The 19,201-nt window shown below is 57.9% G+C and carries 2 protein-coding genes; both read left to right on the top strand.

Translation table 11 applies throughout. From position 1 onward, the window contains the following. Positions 1–49: 49 nt before the first annotated feature. Entirely contained in the window at positions 50–17,551 is a 17,502-nt protein-coding gene (locus G7069_RS03445) for a leukotoxin LktA family filamentous adhesin (protein ID WP_205758746.1), read from the top strand. A gap of 14 nt (positions 17,552–17,565) precedes the next feature. After that, positions 17,566–19,200, top strand: coding sequence for a ShlB/FhaC/HecB family hemolysin secretion/activation protein (locus tag G7069_RS03440; protein WP_205758745.1), 1,635 nt, complete (start codon positions 17,566–17,568; stop codon positions 19,198–19,200). Position 19,201: the final 1 nt, after the last annotated feature.

The raw sequence follows: 19,201 nt of genomic DNA, 5'->3' as shown, positions 1-19,201 counted from the left end.
CCGTTTGTCCTGTTTCAACACCGTTGTACCTACGAAAGCAGAGATTGCCATGAACGCTCATCGACCCGCTCGTCGTTCCCTTTCACGCATGCGCACGATTTCGCGACCCTGCGGGCTCGCTATCGCAATTTCGCTCGCGTTGGGCTTCACCGTGCCCGTGCAGTCTTGGGCGGCGCAGCCGGTCGATTCGAACATCGACGCTTCAACCGATTCCTTGCGTAAGACCGTCACGACGATCAACAAAACGGGCGCGCCGAGTGCCTGGATCTTCGATATCACCAGCGCAACGCATAAGAACGGAACGGAGTTCAACTCCTTCAGCCACTTCCAGCTTCAACATGGCGACACGGTCAATTTCAACCTAAGCAACGGCAACAAAAACGTTGTCAACTTAGTGTGGGATAGCCGCGCATACATCAACGGTGCCGTCAACAGCTACATTGGCAGCGGCGCGAACAAAACGATCGGTGGCAATGTGTTTTTTGCCGACGCGCACGGTATCGTCGTCGGCAGTGATGCCATTCTCAATGTGGGCAGCCTCTCGCTCAGTGCGCCGAGCGAAGGCTTCATGAATAGCCTCTTGGGTGCGGGCGGCTTAAACACTGACGCAAACAATATTCAGGCGCTGCTTGAAGGCCGCGAACAGTTGACGTCGACGACGTCGGGCGTGGATTGCATGATCTGCGTCAGTGGCGTCATCAATGCCACCAATGCGGTGCGTATTCGTGCAACAACCATCGATGTGGATGGCAAGATTGCAACCACGGGTCTCGGCGATAGCATTCTAGGCACCGCGGTAAACGTGACAGATCCGGCCTCGGGCAACACGACATTGCAAGTCGTTAACGACGGCAACACCATTCGACTTGTCGCCGAAGATGCAATGAATTCGGATGCGGCATTTGCAAAAGCCAACACAGCCGTGAACATCAAGGGTAGCGCATCGTTGTCGACTGCGAACAATGCGCGGGCGAACACCAGCACGGCGTCTGCAGATTCCTGGGGTGACATTGAAGCCATTGCGACTTCGGTGGCGCATTCGGATTACGGCACGCCGATGTTGACGGCGCCTGCGACACAAGACATCGGCAACCTATGGCGCGATCAAGAAGATTTCGCGTTGAACGGACTGGCTGCGGCCACCGCCAACGTCAACCTCTTGACTGCTGAGAAGGGCATGCAAGCCGCGTTTGTCGTAGCGGAAGCCAAAGCCAAAGTCTCGATGGACGGTGCCATTTCCGCGAGTGGCGATGTCACCTTGGCATCCTCCACGCAAACCAGCGCAACGACTGACGCAACGACGTCGGCATTCAAAAGCAGTGCGCCGCAACCGCCGTTGGCGGTCACCGTCATGTATGGCGGCATGGATAGCCGCGCAAACACTTCGGTGGGCTCAAGCGCAAGCATTGCCGGCAAGAATGTCGCAGTGACGGCGAACACCGACAACACGATGGAAATTTCGGGTTCGACCCGCGTGGGCAAGAACGCGACACAAGCGATTGCCACCACGGTGTCCATTTCGCAAGCCAACGTCAGCGCGAGTGCAACCGTGGCTGGGCAAGTGAGCGCGGATGGACTCAGCATCGATGCACAAAATGCAAACAGCTTCACCACGCAAGCGGCGACGTATTCGGATGACGGTAAAACGCCAGTAGGTGTGGCTGCAGCCATTGCACTGCATACCGTCAACGCGCAAGCCAGCTTGAACAACAATGCATCGAACTTGGCCAACACGTTCGGCGATGGTGGCGTATCTGTCACCGCAGCAAGCAACACCTCAGCGAATGTGACCGAAGCCTCCACCATGGTCACGCCTTTGTGGATGCAGATCCAAGAACCTTCAACATCCAAGGCACCTGTTGCATCGGGTACCAATCTCACCGGGAGCTTGACGAAAGCAACCGGTTCGGGTGGCAAGGGCCTCGGTGCCGCATTGCCATTCAAATTGGCGGGCGCGCTGTCATTCACTGACAGCACGCACAAGGCGCATGCCGACATCGGCGCAAATGTGCAGATCAACAGCGATGGCAATGCCGTCGTGCAAGGCGTGGTAAAGGACGAAGGGATTCACGGCGGGGCAAACTCTGCCGCAACCGCATCGTCGCAAAGCGGGAGTGCTGCGCCGGTCGTTATTTCTGCAGCCGTCAACTACGGCAACTATGCACATGATGCAGCCGCAGTCATTGGCGCAAACGCGCGCATCACTGCAGCCAATATTGGTGTGGGTAGCAGTGTCGAGTTGCCCTTCGATTGGACCTTCGGCTTCTCGCAAGTGGCCGACATGGGCAAGAGCTTCGACGCTTTCATGGATGGCGCCAAGCAAATGGCCAGTGTGGTCAGCCCGTTGGGCAACCCCTTGGTGAAGAACGCCATCGGCTTTGCCGGTGCTTCCACACCGACGAAGGACGCGCAAGGCAACACCGTTGAACCTGAGGTCGGCATTGCCGGCATGGTCAACTATCTCGAATTCAAGAATGACAGCCGTGCCTGGGTCGACCAAGGCGCGCAACTGACGGCGACGTCGGCATTGGCGACGACAGCTGCCGCCGAAAAATGGACACAGACGCTTGCCGATGGCACCGAAACCACGTGGGATAAATCCATTACCGTGCGCGCTTTGGCGGACAACGGCATCTTCAGTCTGGTCGGTGAAGTGCGCCCGTGGGCATTGGTGGGTGGTGGCGGCGGTGTCGCTGCAGGTGGCGGCTTCAACTACACAGGTCTGAAGAACTCCGCAATTGCGGGCGTCGCCAGTGATGCATCGCTGGTGAGCGACAACAACGATGTCTTGATTGACGCAAAATCTGCGACCACCTTGTTTGCATTGAGCCCGGTAGGTGGCAAAGGCAGTGATGCCGCATTGGAAGGCACCGTCTCGGTGTCTGATGTGGATGACACCACGCATGCCACGCTCAGTGGTTCGGCCGATGTCAGCGCGCGTGCGTTGAAGGTGCAAGCACAAAATCCGCTCACCGCATGGTCGCTCTCTGGCGCGATTGCGATGTCGAATCAAACCAGCATTGGCATCAGTGTTGGCGTCAACAGCGTGAGTACGGACACTGTCGCCAAGATCGGCGACAACCACGCAGACGGATCGGATCCTGCGAACACAAGTGGTGCACAATCCGGCGGCACAATTGCCGTGAATGATTTGAGTGTCAATGCAACCACCACCGGCGAAGTCGGCGGTGTGTCGCTCGCGGGTTCCGTGCGTACACCGGATTCTGGCGGCGGCGGTGGTGCATCGGCACCTCAGGGTGGCGGCGGTATTGTCAAACTCTTCAAGAAAATCACTGGCGTGATCGGCACAATGCAGACGGTTGTCGCGGGTGTCGACAGCATGAAGCAATTGGCATCGCCCGATGATCCGCAGTCGACCGACGAATCTTTACTCGACAAAGCCAACACTTTCCTCAGTCAAGCATCCGATGGCGTCGCCAAAGCAGGTGCGCTCGCGGACAAGGTCAGTAACTTTGGCTCCAAGACAAAGCAAGCGACGACAAAGCCAGGCGCCGGACCGCAAAAGAAAGCCGGATTTGGTATTCAAATTTCCGGTGCGGCCAGCGTCAACATTTCCAACTTGAATACCACCGCGTTGGTGGATGGCGTCACGATCAACAATGGCGCTACAGGGACGCGCGTGACGGTGCAGGCCATCAATCGTGCCAACCAAGTCAGCGCCGCAGGTGCAGCTGCTTTGAATCTCAAAGCGGGTGGGAGTGGTAGTGGCGGATCCAATGCGAGTGTCGGCGGCGCTGTCGCCTACTCGAAAATTGCAGACAGCACCAAGGCACGCATCGAAGACAGCACGCTGGTCAATACACCGCAAGTTGCGGTGCGTGCGTTGGATGGCAGCTTACAAATTGCACTGGGTGTCGGTGCGTCGGTCAGCACGAGCACCAGTGGCGGACAAACGACGATTGCAGGCTCGGTGTCCATTGCGCAAAGTCGCAACACGACCGAAGCGGGTATCGAACGCAGTCAGGTGGATGGGGGTAGTTTCTCCGGTAACGGCAGCGACCCACGCGTTTTGGAAGTCGTCGCTTACGATCACACGCGCATCGGTACAGGCGCGGGCGCTTTCTCTTTCAACGCAGGCGGCAACGGCAACAGCGCTGCACTTGGCCTCACGTGGTCCGACATTTCGAACAGCACAAAGGCAGTCTTGGGCGGTCATGTTGCGAGCGGTAGCGCAGCCGATCTCAAGAACTTCGGTGCCTTTGGCGTTCAAGCCTTGGATTCCTCCTTGATCGGCACAGGCGCGTTCTCGGGTACAGCGAGTTCAGGCACGGGCAATAGCTTGTCAGGTGCGTTTATTTGGAATTCCGTCAAGAACAACAGCCAAGTTGTCATTGGCGACGGTGTGCGTATCGATCTGCCAAAGGGCATGAGCGTGCGTGCGGCGGCCGTGCAGTCCGGCGTTGACCCGACTGCCACAGCATTGAATCAATTGATTGGATCACCCGGGAGCAGCTACAACTACGACTTTGCTGCCAGCAGCTTGACCTACACCGGATCGTCGAGCCATGACACAGGCGGCGATACCGATCAACCCAATGCAGCCTCGTTGAACGCTGCCGGTTGGGGGAGCTCGATTATTGCCGTGGCTGGCGTCGTCAGCGTCGGCGGCAACAATGTCGGCTTGTCTTTTGTGGGCAGTGAAGTATCAAACAAGCACGAGATTGCGGTAGGTAACGCCGTTCTCTCGCTGGCGGGTGACCTGTCGCTGATTGCGCAAGACAACACGCGCATCATTAGTCTTGCCGTCGGCGCGGGCGTTTCGTCCGGGAAATTCGCCGGCACGGGCAGCGTGACCTACAACGAAATTGACAACTCGAACGCCATCTCGTTTGGCGACGGCTTGAACGCCGCACAGCGCGCTGCAGTGAGCGCCAAGAACATTTATGCCACTTCAAGTGACAAGTCGCACATCTACAGCCTGGCAGGCAACGTGGCCATTGGCGCAGGTTCCGCCGCTGCGGGTGGCGCGGTTACGTACAACAAGATCGGCAATGACAACACCGTCAAAGTGGATCGCGCAAGCCTCACGACCACTGATTCGATTCAACTGACTGCGACACAAGACGCAAAAATCATGTCGGCCGCTGTGGCAGGCGCCGTCGCTGCGAATACCGGCTTGGCGATGTCGTTTGGCTGGAACGAAACCGAATCAGCTGCGCGCGTGTCTTCGAGCGCCAACAGTGTGTTGTCCGGCAAAGCGCTCAAGGCGTCTGCCGACGACAACGCAAGCATCTACACCTTGTCGGGCAGTGTGGGCGTTGGCGGAAATGCCGGTGTCGGTGCGGCGGGTTCGGTGGCGGATATCGGTGACACCGCACAAGTCTCTTTGGTCGACAGCACAGTGGACGTCTCCGATTCCATTGCGCTCGCGAGCAAAGGCACAGGCACTGTACATTCCTTGGCAGTGGGTGTGGCTGCAGGCGGCGATGGCGCCGCAAGTGGCTCGTTCACTTTCTCGACGATCAACAAGACCGTCGAAGCCAGCGCGAGTGGGTTGAAAGGGTCTACGCCTGCGGACAATAGCAATCCGAACGCGGCTGTGCGCACAAAGGCGCTGTCGGTCAAAGCCGACAGCACCGCAAAGATCAACAGCTTGGCAACGTCACTGGCCGGGGGGGCCTACGGCAGTGGTAGCTTGGCCATCGTTGTGGCTGATATCGGTGGCACAACGCGTGCGTCTTTGTCGAACAGTGTGTTGGGTGTCAGCGACACCACAGATGTCATTGCAAAAGATTTGGCGCACATTCGCACGCTCTCAGTTGGCGGCAGCGTCGGCGCGGGCACCGGTTCGGGTTCAAACTCGACCAATCTGATTCACAACAGCATCAGTGCGGGAATGACCAATATCGGCACAGATGCAGCGACCGATGGCAGACAACTCGATACCGCCGACACGCCGGCAAGCCAGTTCACTCGTCCTGATGGCACGATTGAGTACACGCCGGCCCAATACGGGTTAAGAGGCACCGTCAGTAGTGCAAATGTCACTACAGTTCAGGCGTCCAATCAAGCCACCATTGAATCCATGGCCGGTGCCATCGGTATCGGTGGCGGTGCATTCGGTGCGGCGATTGCGGTGAACCGGATCAGTACCACCAATGACGCATATTTCAGCGGTTCGACAACAGTCAACCGTGAGTACCGCGTGCGTGGATTGAACGTACGTGCAGCAGCAGAAAACACGGCAACAGACGCCAGCGATTCGAATATCAAGACCATCGCTGTCAGTGGCACCTATGCACCCGGTATGAGCCTTGCCGGTTCGGTCGCTGTGAATGTGATGTCGGCCAAGAACACCGCACGCATAGATAGCGGCGCAAACGTCATCGCCGAACACGACGTCGGTGTGCTTGCGGGCAATGACCAGGGCATTGATGTGTTCGCGGGCGCACTGTCTGCAGGCGGCACCGCAGTCGGTGTCGGCATCGTCGTCAACTATGTCGAAGGTGAAACGCGTGCGCGCATCGACGGCGCGTCGGTCACGGCGTACGGACGGGGTAGCGCGGGTCTGTCAGTAGATAACGGAACCGCTGCACAAGGTGTGGCGCTAGATGACGCGATTGATCTGCGCGGCAAGACGATGTCCACCTTGTTTGATTCGCAAAGCGGCGCCGGGCCTTCGGGTCGTATTGCACCCGATCTGTCGGGCACCCAAACGGTAGTACACGGTGTTGCAGTCAATGCCGTTAACACGCAACACATTGCGACACTCGGTGTTGGCGCGAGTTACGGTCAAACCGCGGTCAGTGGCCAAATCGCGGCCAATGTCATCGGCGGCACGACAAGTGCGTCGATCAACAATTCGAACATCAATCAAGCGAATATCGATTCGAATGGCATTTACCACGGCCCCCTCGCGCGCAGCCAACAAGTGGACCTGCGTGCGAGTAGCCGTCAACACGAGTTCAGCCGGGTCTTTGAAGTCAGCGTCGGTACCGGCGGCGCGCTGGGCGCTGGCGTCGTTGCCAACGTATTCAATGCAAACACGGACGCGAATATCACCAACAGCACCGTGAACTCGATTCTAGGCACGCGTGTGCTTGCAGATACGGATCAATGGTCATTGGCAGGAACTGCAGGTCTCTCTGCCAGTGCCAACACGGCGGGTACCGGTTCGGTCGGCATCAATGTATTCAAGAGTGCAACGCACGCCTTTGTCGATTCGAGTGATCTCAAAGTCGGTCAGCTGGATGTGAACGCGGACACAGATGCAGCCTCGTCATTGGTGGGCGGTGCGATCGGCATTGGCGTGATGAATGTCGGTTTGGCCGGTGTGGGTCTCGTCAATGTCAATCAGTCTGAAACGCAAGCCTCGATCAAGAACGGAAGCAACATCCAAGCGGCGACAGTCCGCGCGGCGAGCACCGTCGGCGCAAACGGCGCGCCCATTGATGGCGCCGTCATCGCAGACGGAAACGTCACAGTCAACGCGCATTCAAGCAATCGCGCGCAAAGCCGCGGCGCAGCCGGCGGATTCGGTCAAACGGCGGGCGTTGCGGGTGTCGGCATCGTCAATGTCGTGGGCAATAAAACGCACGCAGATGTCGACCAAGCAACCGTGCTTGCAAATGCGCTGACCGTCGGTGCACACGACGTGCAAGATATCGATCTGGGTTCGGGCAGCCTCGGCGGTGGCACATTCGGTGCAGGCGGTGCCTTGAATCTCGTGTTGCTGCAATCCAGTGTGGGCGCGCAGATCAATCAATCCACTGTCACCTCGCGCAGTGGAAACGTAAGTGTTTTGGCCGACTCTGATCGTCTCATCGACAGTGGTGCCGCATCCGTGGGTGTGGGCGGCGGCGGTTTGGGCATTTCGGTCTCCGTGTTGGTAGCGGGTACGGGCGACATCAGCAACGACGGCAAATCGGACGCAGGCAGCAGCCTGAAGTCTGGCGATCAAATCAACACAGATAATTTGTCTGCTGTGTCCGACAACGACCACCTCAGTGATTCGCAGATCAAAAGTTACGGCAGCGACGATTCGCAGCTTTCCAGCACGGAAGTCGGCAACATCAACGCCGCCACCGGATTCAATCTCAATGCTGCCACAGGCACTGGCGGCAGTGCTGCCTTCGGCGCAAGCGAAGGCATTCAAGCAAACATCACAGGAAGCCAAGTCACTTCAGGCGGCAACATTTTGGTCGACGCCACGACGACGACGAGCACGAAGAATCGGGCCGGAACGGTGGCAGTCGGTGCCATCGGTGTAGGCGGGTCGGTGGCCTATTCTTCGATCAATTCGCAAATCGCAGCGCAATCCACAAGCAGCACGCTGACGGCAAGGAATGGCGTAACGATTTCTGCACAAGCTAAAGACGGTACGTCAGGTGCCGCAGCTTCGACGGCCGCCGATGCGGGCGTGGGCGGCATCGTCGGTATTGGGGCAGCGGTAGGCATCAGCCGAATTGATAACAGCGTTAGTGCGAATGCCGGCGGTTCTGTGATCGGCACCGGCAGCCAAGATACGTTGACGATCAGAGCAAGTGACACGAGCACAGCAAAGGCGTCGAACGATTTCCCCTCGGGCGGTCCTTCTCTTACCGTCGGTGGTGTCGTTGCAGGCGCAGCGGTGATGCGTGCAAGCCGCGAGAGCAATGTCAGCGCGGGCATCGCGGCGGATTCACAAATTACGGGCTTCGATTTCGTCAATGTCGCCGCGCGTTCTGCGGGTGCGTTAATCGTCAGCGCCAAGATGGGTGCGGGCGGCGCAATCGCCGGTGGTTTGGGCGTCGATGCACGTGCCGATGACCAAAGTACAGTCACTGCAAGCTTGGGTGCGCGTACACAGTTCTCGGGCACTTCGGCTGTCAATGTTTCCGCAGAGGCATCGCCGGAAGTCACCTCGACTGCAAAGGGCATCGTGATTGGTGGCGGCCTTTCGCTCGGCGTCAACATCGCGCACGCCGATGTCGACAGCACGGTCAATGCCACCGTAGCCGATGGCGTCAAGTTCGGTTCCGGTGATGTGTTGGTCGGTGCGACCTTGACTTCAAAGACGACGGCCAGCGCCAGTGGCGGCGGTGGCGGCCTCGGCATTAGTGTCAACTCCGGCGAAGCACATGCGCGCACACTGGGGAATGTTGGCGCCAGCGTCAGTGGTGCAGCGATCTTGTCGTCAGGCAACCTGGCGATCATTGCAGATAGCAAGTCGCTACAAAACGCTAGCGCTGACGGAAAGACAATTTCCGGTCTACTCGCAGCCGGCAATGTTGTGTCGAGCGCAACGTCGGGCGTGACCACGCGCGCGAGCTTCGGTGACGGCAATGGTGTCATGCATGCAACGCGCGGAATTGTCTCAATTCGTGCGCAAGGTGAAGACACCAACAATGCTGAAAGCAATGCGGGAACCGGTGCACTGATCAGTGGCAACGGCTCGTATGCATCAACGAACGCGACGTCAACGACTTCCGCTGCGCTGGGCAAGAATCAAAACTTCGGACAAGTTGCGGCGCTTGAGCTATCCGCAGTCCACAGCACCTTGTATGGCGGTAAAGCCAACTCTACAAACGCAAGTTTGGTCGGTGGTAGCGGCGCAGAAGTGTCTAACGTCGTCAACAGCACAACCGCGACCACCGTGGGACAAGGCACGAAGGTCAGCGCACAAGGTGGGCGCATTGGCAATGCGCCGTTCGGCGGCGACATTTCATTGTTGGCGGAGTCGCGCATCGGCGCGACAGACAAGAACGGGGGCACCACCGGCGGATCAGGCGGTGTTATTAGCGGTCAGTCTGCAACGCTCAAGACGGACATCACGACGAACAACACCGTATCGACGGGTCAAGACGTTCGTCTGTTGTCGGGCGGCGCGCATACCGATACGGGCCTGAACATTGTCGGCAACACGGGTTTGGCGGGTCGACTCTCAATCAAAGCCGACACACGCGTCACGGGCATCAATGACAGCAGTTCGCTCACCGTGGGCGGTGCAATCTCAGGTGCCGAAGCCAAGACCGAATTCGACGGCGACTTCAACAACACCATCAACATCGGCAACAACAACCTGTTGAATGCGGGTGAGCGCGTCAATATCGCGACTTATACCCGCGTGGATCAAGTGAACACGGAAGCGCTGGCAAACACCTTCGGTGTGTTGGCCACGGTGGCGTTGGCGCGATCCAAGACGGATATCACGACCAATCAATCCATTGATATCGGCAGCAACACAACAATCTTCAGTATTGGTGAAGCCGACATCATCGCGGGTCGCGATGTGGCCAATGGTATTTCCACACAATTGGCAGCGAACAGTTCTGCGCAGGCCTATGCGCGCGGGTTGATTGCCGTGCCAGACGCCATTTCGGTGAACAACACGACGAGTAACGCCAATCTCAATTTGCAATCAGGCGCACGTGTGATCAGTGCCAACGATGTGGGTATCGGTAGCGTCCGCGGCGATGCCATGGGCGGCTCAGATGGCACAGGACACGGTTACGAGCTTGGCTTCATTCCGGTCACGCATAGCAACAGTCAGCGCAACCAAGGTGGAGCGGCGACGGCAAACATCAATGGCCAAGTGTTGGCAGGCGTGTACGACCACATTCGTCTGAGCATCGATAGCAATGGCAATGTGACCAACGACAGTGGCGGCGTTCCTGTCGCGTGGTACGTAGACAAGAATCTAGACCAAACGCTCTACTTGCGTCGCTATATGCATACGCTGGATCCGAACAACAACCACGACAATGACCAGTTCGATGGCTTCGGCGGGAATGCCCAAGGGGGTATTTTCATCGGTGGCAGCGCTATTACTGCCAGTGATGTCGGTACCGGTAAGGCGCTCACACCGCTCGCGGTGAGCGGCGGCAACGTGTACTTGTACGGCGGCGCGGTTAACGGTAGCGGTTCGATTACCGCGAAAGGCGCGCCTGAAATCGATATCAACAATGCCTCGCCGCATTACTTGTTCCTGCCTTCGATGTACATTCCGTTTGGCACATCCGGACAAGTCATCTTGAGCGGCGGCGCCCAGTTCAGTAGCAGTGATCACATCGGTGGTATTGCGGTGACGCGCACCCCTGCAACGGATGAACCCAAAATTTCAGTGTCGTCAACGTATCTACCCGGTAATGGACACACGCCTGGCATTGCAACTTTAGGCGATATCGATAATCGCGGGGGGTCGGTGTCCCTCAGCACGAAGGGCGGCTCGTTGCTGCAGTTGGGCAGCACCTATGCGAACTCCATCAATATGGTTGCGCCGCAAGGTTCGATTACCTTGAATAGCATCGCCAATCGTTATATGGGCACGACAGGCCAAGCCGGCATGCTACCTGGCGGCTGGTTGTGGAGCTTCCTCAGTGTCTACACAAATGGAAGCGGTGTATTCACCGGTGCTGATGAGATCGCTGCAGCCATCGCACAACGCACCTGGTTCGGCGATAACGACGACTGGATCGGACTGAATGCGCAATTGTATGGCGGTAATCGAAACACACCTTGGACGCATCCAAGGGGCAGCAACTGGGACGACAGTGCAACTGATCGCACGCCGATTTTTGTCTATGGCTTCTGCCAAGCGTTCTCCAGTCTTCCGTGCAATCTGGGCTTGAATCAAAACTGGGCATACATCAATGTGGGCGGCGACAACGAAAAGCGTGCCCCAGTGGTCGATGCCAATCCGCTGCTGACGTCAGGAAGCTTCAGCAATACGCCACCTTCAGGTAGTGGCTATTACGCGCAACAACTGAATGTCGTCGCAGGTACCGGCACCGGGTATCCGGCGGGCACGACAGGCTTTATCAATATCAATGCACCGATCTATGTGGGCACACCGGCGACATGGACTGTACAAACAACCGATGCGTTGAAAGAGTGGCAAGCACAACAAACGGGTTCGCTACCTGTACCCGTCCCTCTGTATGACGTTCAAGGTAGACCGCTGTTGCAACTTGTGGCGGGAAATGGCAATAGCCGACTCATTGGCTCGCTGCCGGATCGCCCAGTGACCTACAACCCTGCTACCCAACAATTGATCTTGCCGGACGTTTACGCCACGGGGAACGGCGTCGCAAAATTTGACGGCAAGATTGTCAGCACAGGTCAAGGCAGTATTCGCGTCAGCAGTGGTTTCGGCACGGTTGTTGTGAAGAATGAAACGGGCAAGGTTTTGGAGACGCGAGAAATTCTCGCCGGCAATGGCGGCGATGGCCTGATCGAAATCAAAGATCGCTTGACCGGCATGACCACGTGGTACGTAAGCAACAATGGTCAGCCGGCACAAATCTACCAAAGCACATCTGCAAACACATGGGTGGGGTTGAACCCGGTTGGCGCCGTCGACGGTAACACCTCATACGCACCGAAAGCAGGGATGCAGCTGCAATGGGGCGCGAGTACACGTGTCTTCCGCGGCAGCAAGTACGACCTTCATTGGACAAACGGCACGCCAGGCAACGGGACCAACGGCACGCAGTGGAGCCTCAACGAGGCGCGTTTTGTCGATGCAGGCAACGATGCAGATCTGCCAGGCGGTCGGGACTATTTCGCGAAATTGGACGGAAGCTTTTCTGACTACGCATACGGCGGAACGTCGTATCACGGCTGTGATGACGATTTTGGTTCGGAATGTAACTACGGCACGCATGCAACCGGCCATGATGGCGGCGGCAGACGTTCATTGTGGATGTCTATCGCGCCGTTGCAGGGCATGCTGACCTTATCGGTGAAGCAGCGCGCCGACAAGGCGATCGGTATTCAGTTCGATACCAGTAACAGCAGCATGGTGAACATCGAGTCGAATGCTGATGTGCTGTTGAATGGCAATATTTTCAACGCACGCGGCCCAACCTACATTACCACCACGCCATCGCAGGGCGGCACGATTGGCAACATCACGCAGTTGAAACATGACGGCATCGTTTGGACACACGAACTCGCCATGCGAGCGTTTGCACCAGGTGCCAACATCGGTAGTGAATATGCGCCGATCAATGTGCGTATTGCGCATGGCGCGACGCCGTCCAATGCGCAAATCCCCGGCGGTGTTCCATCGAACGCCGTCATCGCCGTCACTTCAGGTGGCGAAGTGAATCTCAATCTGGATTCGGGTGTCGCCGACCAAGGGCTCTTCGTACACGCGATGGGCTTGGCGTCCTCTGCAGGCAACGTGCGTATCACCAACACCGGCGGTATTGTCGGCCTGAGCGGCTTTGCCGGCTACGGCGGCGCGATCGCAAACGGCATTGATATCACCGGCAACAACATCCGATTGACCAGCCAGCAAGGCAGCATCGGCAGCTTGTTGAATCCGCTCGACATCGTTGCGAGACCGAACTACGCATATAACGGCGCACCGGTGGGCGGTCAATTGAATGCATTGGCCTACGGCGACGTCGCAATTGCGGGTCACGGCGGTACGATGTGGCTGGGTGGCGCACCTGCAACCGGCGGCCAGTTCGGCATCGAATCACAGTTCGGTGACGTCTATCTGGAATCGGTCAATGGCGGCATGCTGGATGCACGCATGTTGTCATCCGCATCCACGGTCGATCTGACCCGAGCCCGCGAAATCTGGGCGAAGTTGCATTTGACTGACGGCAATTCGTCGAACGCATATGCCGCTGCGCTTGAATCACGCGTGGACACCGCCTACATGCAGTACTGGCAGTTGAACGCAGCAGGCGCGCTGGATGGAAACGGCGTCTTCGTATTCAACACCGGTGCCGAAACCCCGTACTTCAGACTGGCTGCACTGGCGGGCAATATTGACCCCGCAAGCGTGACCGATCCGGCCGAACAATTGCGCATGGCACAAACATTTGCAGCCAATCGCATGCAACAGGTGCAGCAAGTATTTGCAGACAACATTGGGAGCAATTGGCAAACCGATAGCGCCTTCACGGGCGGTCAAATGGCCAACTACCACTTCGTCTTGAGTCAAACAGTGCGCGATGCACTGGCAAGCGATGCGACATGGACGGAAGGTCAGTTGCGTCAAGCCATCAGCTCGGTGGCCTTGGCAACACCCACCGGCGGACAAGTCGGCGCCGCACCCGCGAATATCACCGGCAACAACGTGACCTTGATCGCACGCAACGGTGGCATTGGTCGTGAACTGAGTCGATTGGATGTCAGCTATAGCGATTTGTATGCAGGTCAGTTGAATGCAGAACAAGAAGGTGCGCTGGCGTTGGCCAATGCACCGGGCGACGCAATCTTGTTGGCCGCAGACGGCAGCATCATTCGTACCGACGATCCGCGACTGGATCCGCAAAGTGCAAGCTACGACGCCTCACTTTTGAATCGCATCTCGCTCGGCCGTCAGAACCCGCTCTACGTCAACGCACGCGGCACATTGAAAGGCTCTGCCAGCGGCACTGTCTACCTGCAAGCGAACGACAGCATGCATCTGGGTGGTTTGAGCTCGGGTGGCGACATGCGTCTCTCCGCCAGCAATGACATTGATTTGGCGGCCGGCTTGCCCTCGGGTACGGTTGCGCTTCATGCCGGCAGGAACGCCACCTTGGTGGCAGGTTCCGGCAGCATCAGCTTGAATTCGAGCAACCCAACGGAAGCGCTACCGGTGCAAATCGACGGCATGCTGTTGGCGGCCTCGGCAGGCACCCACATGCTGTTGAAGCAAATGTCGGGCGATCTCGACTTCGGCACCGCGTTTGCAAACAACCGCGTGTCGCTGACCTCAGCGACAGGCAGCTTGTTTGGATTCTTGCCCACGTTGAGCGTTGTCGGGCACGACATTGACTTGCATGCCGCAGGCGATATCGCAGGCCCCATGGATGCAACGAATACCGCGCGCACAGCGTTGAAAGTCCAGGTCGCTTCAGATGGCCTGATCGACGCAACCGCAGGCGGCGACGTCAAACTCGATTCGCCGAACTTTGCGCTGCACATCGGTGAAATTCAAGCGGGCAATGACATTGCGGTCTCCGCACAGAATGCCGGCCTTGATGCAGTCACCTTGACGTCGACGGGTGGTGCTGTGTCTGTCATCGCTGCAGGCGATACCGATATCGGCACGATCAACGCCCATACCGGCGTTGATGTCAGTACGACGACGACGCTGACCGCGGGCAATATTGTCAGCAGTACCGGCAACGTCAATCTGGATGCGGTCACGGGCATGCAGTTGGGTCAAGTGACAGCGCTTACAGGCGACATTGCGGCGCAAGTGTCCGGTCAATCCGCACCGCTTTCGATCAACACAGGTTTGTTGGCAGGTGGTCGCATTGATGCGATCTCTTCCGGCAATCTCACCATGGCATCGGGTAGCAGCGTGATTGCAGGCGATGCCATTCGCATGGATGCACAAGGTGATGTGACCATGGGGCTTGTGCAGTCTGGTGCAACGCAAGGTGTCGCACTCACTGTGCAGGCAGGCGGCAACATCGATGGCAACGGCGCAGCGGTCAACTTGGTCGCACGCAGCGGCGGCACTTCGGTGCTTGATGCGCAAGGCCACATTGGACAACAAGCGCAACCCATCGTTGTCGATGTGGATCAACTGACTGCTTCAAGTGCGTTGTCCGATATTTGGCTGCGCACCTTGGGCAACATCTCGATGCCGTCGATCACAACGCCAAATGGGCACATCCATGTGCAAGGCGGCGGTGTGGTTGGTTTCGGTCAGATCGCAGCGCAAGACAGTGTTGTTGTGACGGGCACTGACTTGATTGGCGACAGCGTGACCGGCACGACTGCGTTGCTGCAGGGCACCGGTGCGGTGGACGTCAACACGCTGACCACTGCAGGTGAGTCGACTGTGGTGGCCGGTGGCGCTGCGGATATTACGCGTGCGACTGTGGGCGGCAACCTGTCGTTGCACAGCGGCACCGATGCAAACCTGGGTACGGCCTCCGTGGCTGGCACGGGTCAGGTCGATGCCGGCCAATCGCTGACGGTGGGTACCTACACCGGTGGTGATTCGTTGCAAGCAACGTCGGGCACCGATACAACCGTCGGACAGATTGCATTGACCGCGGGGAACCTCGGCATAGACGCCGGCCAGAACCTAAGCGCCAACACCTTGAATGCAAGCGTCGGCACCATCACGCTGCATGCGGGTCAAGCCGCGGACGTCCAAGCGCTCAATGCGGGCGGTACCTTGTTGTTGAACACCGGCACCAATGCAAACTTGGGCACGGCTGCCGTAGGCGGCACGGGTCAGATCAATGCCGGCCAATCGCTGACGGTGGGTACTTACACCGGTGGTGATTCGCTACAAGCAACATCAGGCACAGATACAACGGTCGGACAGATTGCATTGACGGCAGGGAACCTCGGTATCGACGCTGGCCAGAATATGCGTGCAAACAGCTTGAGTGCACGCGCCGGCGCCATCACCTTGGATGCCGGTCAAGCCGCAGATGTCCGCGCGCTCGACGCGAGTGGCAATGTGCTTGCAACGGCTGGTACGAGACTCGATGCCGGCCAATGGTTGGCGGGTGGCAACGCCGACTTGCTTGCACGTGATGCGATTCAATTTGGCAATGTCACTGCGGGTCAAAACCTCACGGGCACCAGCACCCTAGGTTCAATCGCGGGGACAGAAGCGCACGCCGGTGTGGATCTGACCTTGAACGCAGCGACGACCTTGGATGTGCTGACACTGACCGCGGGTCGTGACACGCGTCTGACGGCGGGTGGTGCACTCACCACGGGCACACTCACCTCGGGCAACGATGCCGTGGTGCGCGCCGGTGGCGATATCCGCATGAACTCGACCACCGTTGGCAATGTCTTGGATGTGGATGGCGGCGCGGCGCTCACCATTGGTGATGCCACTGCAGGTCATCGCGTCAAACTCGCCGCGCAAACGATTGACTTCGGCACGATCCGTGCGCCGGATGTCATCGATCTCCATGCACGTAACGGAAATATCATCGGCGCAGAACTTGCGACCCGTGATGCCTACATCGCCGCCCGTCATGACATTGCACTTGACGCAGTACGCATCGGCAATCGCCTCAACATGCAGGCGAACACCATCACCGCAAACCTGTTCCAGACCAGCACACAAGACACGATCTACTCCGTGCTGACCGGGTATCAAGGCGGTGTCGCGAAGACGGTGCAAGTGCGTGCGCAAATTCCGAAGCATTGGCAGATCGATCAGCTGTCCGCTGTGGACGCCACCCTGGCCACGACAGGTCCGGATGTGTCCATTGACGACGGCCATATCGAGAACACCATGGCGCTCGACACCCAACTGGCAAAGATTCGAATGAATCAATTCGATCCGACCCTGGTGGCGGCGAACATCCAGCTGATGGAGCCCGACTTCAACTTCAACTACTACCAACGCGGTATTCATACTCTGACGGATGCGTACATGATCCGCTATCAGTTCGGCAATCAAGTGCAAACGCCGAACTATGTGGTGGGTCACTTCTCGATTCCGGCGGACTACCTCGGCGAAAGCGTGCTGCGTTACAACGGCCGTAAGTTGAGCGAACGCGAAGGCTTGCTGTTCGATGAGGATGGCAATCTGATTCCGCTGGATTGGGAGTCGAAAGACATGCAACTGATCACCCCGTCGCCGGAAGGCACCCTGAACCTCTCACTCGCTGACTGAGCATGGAACCTGCATTGAAATTGAAAGTCATTCACTCGCGTATCAAGCCCGTAAGCACACTGCTGGCATTGTCCTGCTTTGCGTCTTCGGCAATGGCTCAGCAGGCCACCACCTTGCAAAACAACGAGCAGCGACTCAATCGCCACTACGAGCAGCAAGAACGTGTGCGTGAACCGGAAGCGCCCGCGGATCCGCTGGCACAACCGGCACCGCCCGCAGCACAGTCAAACGTGTTGCCGGCCGGCCAGCACTTCCATTTGAACGCGGTGAAGTTCACACCGTCCGCCTTGCTGCCCGCAGCGGCCTTCGAAAACGCAGCGGCGCCCTTTGTGGGCAAGGAGATCGACGGAGAAGGCGTCGCGAAGTTGTTGGAAGCGGTCAACGCGGTGTACACCGAGAAGAACATCACCACGGCCCGCGCCATTGTGGGGCCGCAAGCGATTCAAGACGGTGTCCTGCAAGTCGAGTTGGTCGAAGGACGCTTGGGTGAACTGTCCATCGAAGGCGAGAAGTACACACGCGAAGCTTTCATCAAAGATCGCGTGCAGATGAAGACCGGTGAAGTGGTCGATACAGAAGCACTGCGCAAGCAACTTGTGTACTTGAACAAGACCACCCAACTGCAAGTGCGCGCCATGTTGCAACCCGGCGCCGAGCGCGGTGAAACCGATGTGCGACTGAATGTTGTGGAGCCCGAGCGTTGGGGCGCTGACTTCTTTGTCGACAACAACGGTGCGGATAGCACCGGCAAGGTGCGCGTCGGCGTGCAAGGCTTCATGTACGGCATCTTTGGTCGTGATGACCGATTTACCGGCAGCCTTGCACACGCGCAGGGCGGCAACGATGGTGCGTTTAGCTATTCGGCACCGGTGTTGCCAGGCAATGGCCGACTCTCGGTAAATGCCTCGCACAGCCAGATCAATATCATCAACGGTCCTTTTGCAGCGATCGATGTGGTCGGTACCAGCACCGTGTATGGTGTTGAATACGATCAGCCATTGCTTGCCAACAGCAAGTGGTTGGTCACCGGCACCTTGGCCTATTCACGTGGCAATGCGACGACAGACATCAGCGGCGTTTCGATTGCAGATACCAACACCGATTTAATCACTGCAGGCGTGTCCACGCAGTATGTCGGTGACGGACGGCAGTGGGGCATTACCCAGCTCTACACGCGAATCAAAAGTGATGAGCCGATGCTCGGCGAAACGTCTTTCCAAACCTATCCGGGCAATGCGTTCTATATCCAACGCCTCGGTCAATCGCGCTGGGTTTTTCGCGGGAATCTGGGTTGGCAGTTTAGTAAAGGTGACAACTTGCCCTCTGCGAACTTGTTCCAAGTCGGCGGCTTGGGCAGTGTCCGTGGTTACGAACGCGGCATCGTGTCCGGCGCCCGCGGCTACTACGCATCGCTTGAGCTCCATCGCTTGATGAGCGAGCGCTTGGATGTCTATGGCTTTGCAGATCACGGTGTGATTGAAGGGTTCTATCCGCAGGCCGTGTCGATCACCGGTGCAGGCATCGGTACGCTGTGGCGTCCAAAGACCTGGCTGAGTGTATCGGCCGACGTTGCATCACCTTTCAATAAGATCGTGCCCAAGCAGGAAGGGCTTCGCGCCAATCTGCGTATCACGTTTCATTGGCGCTAAT

This window comes from Lysobacter sp. HDW10 (genome assembly GCF_011300685.1).
GTDB lineage: Bacteria > Pseudomonadota > Gammaproteobacteria > Xanthomonadales > Xanthomonadaceae > Solilutibacter.
The sequence above is the reverse complement of the archived record's forward strand: the minus strand, read 5'-3'. Positions and strand labels throughout refer to the sequence as shown.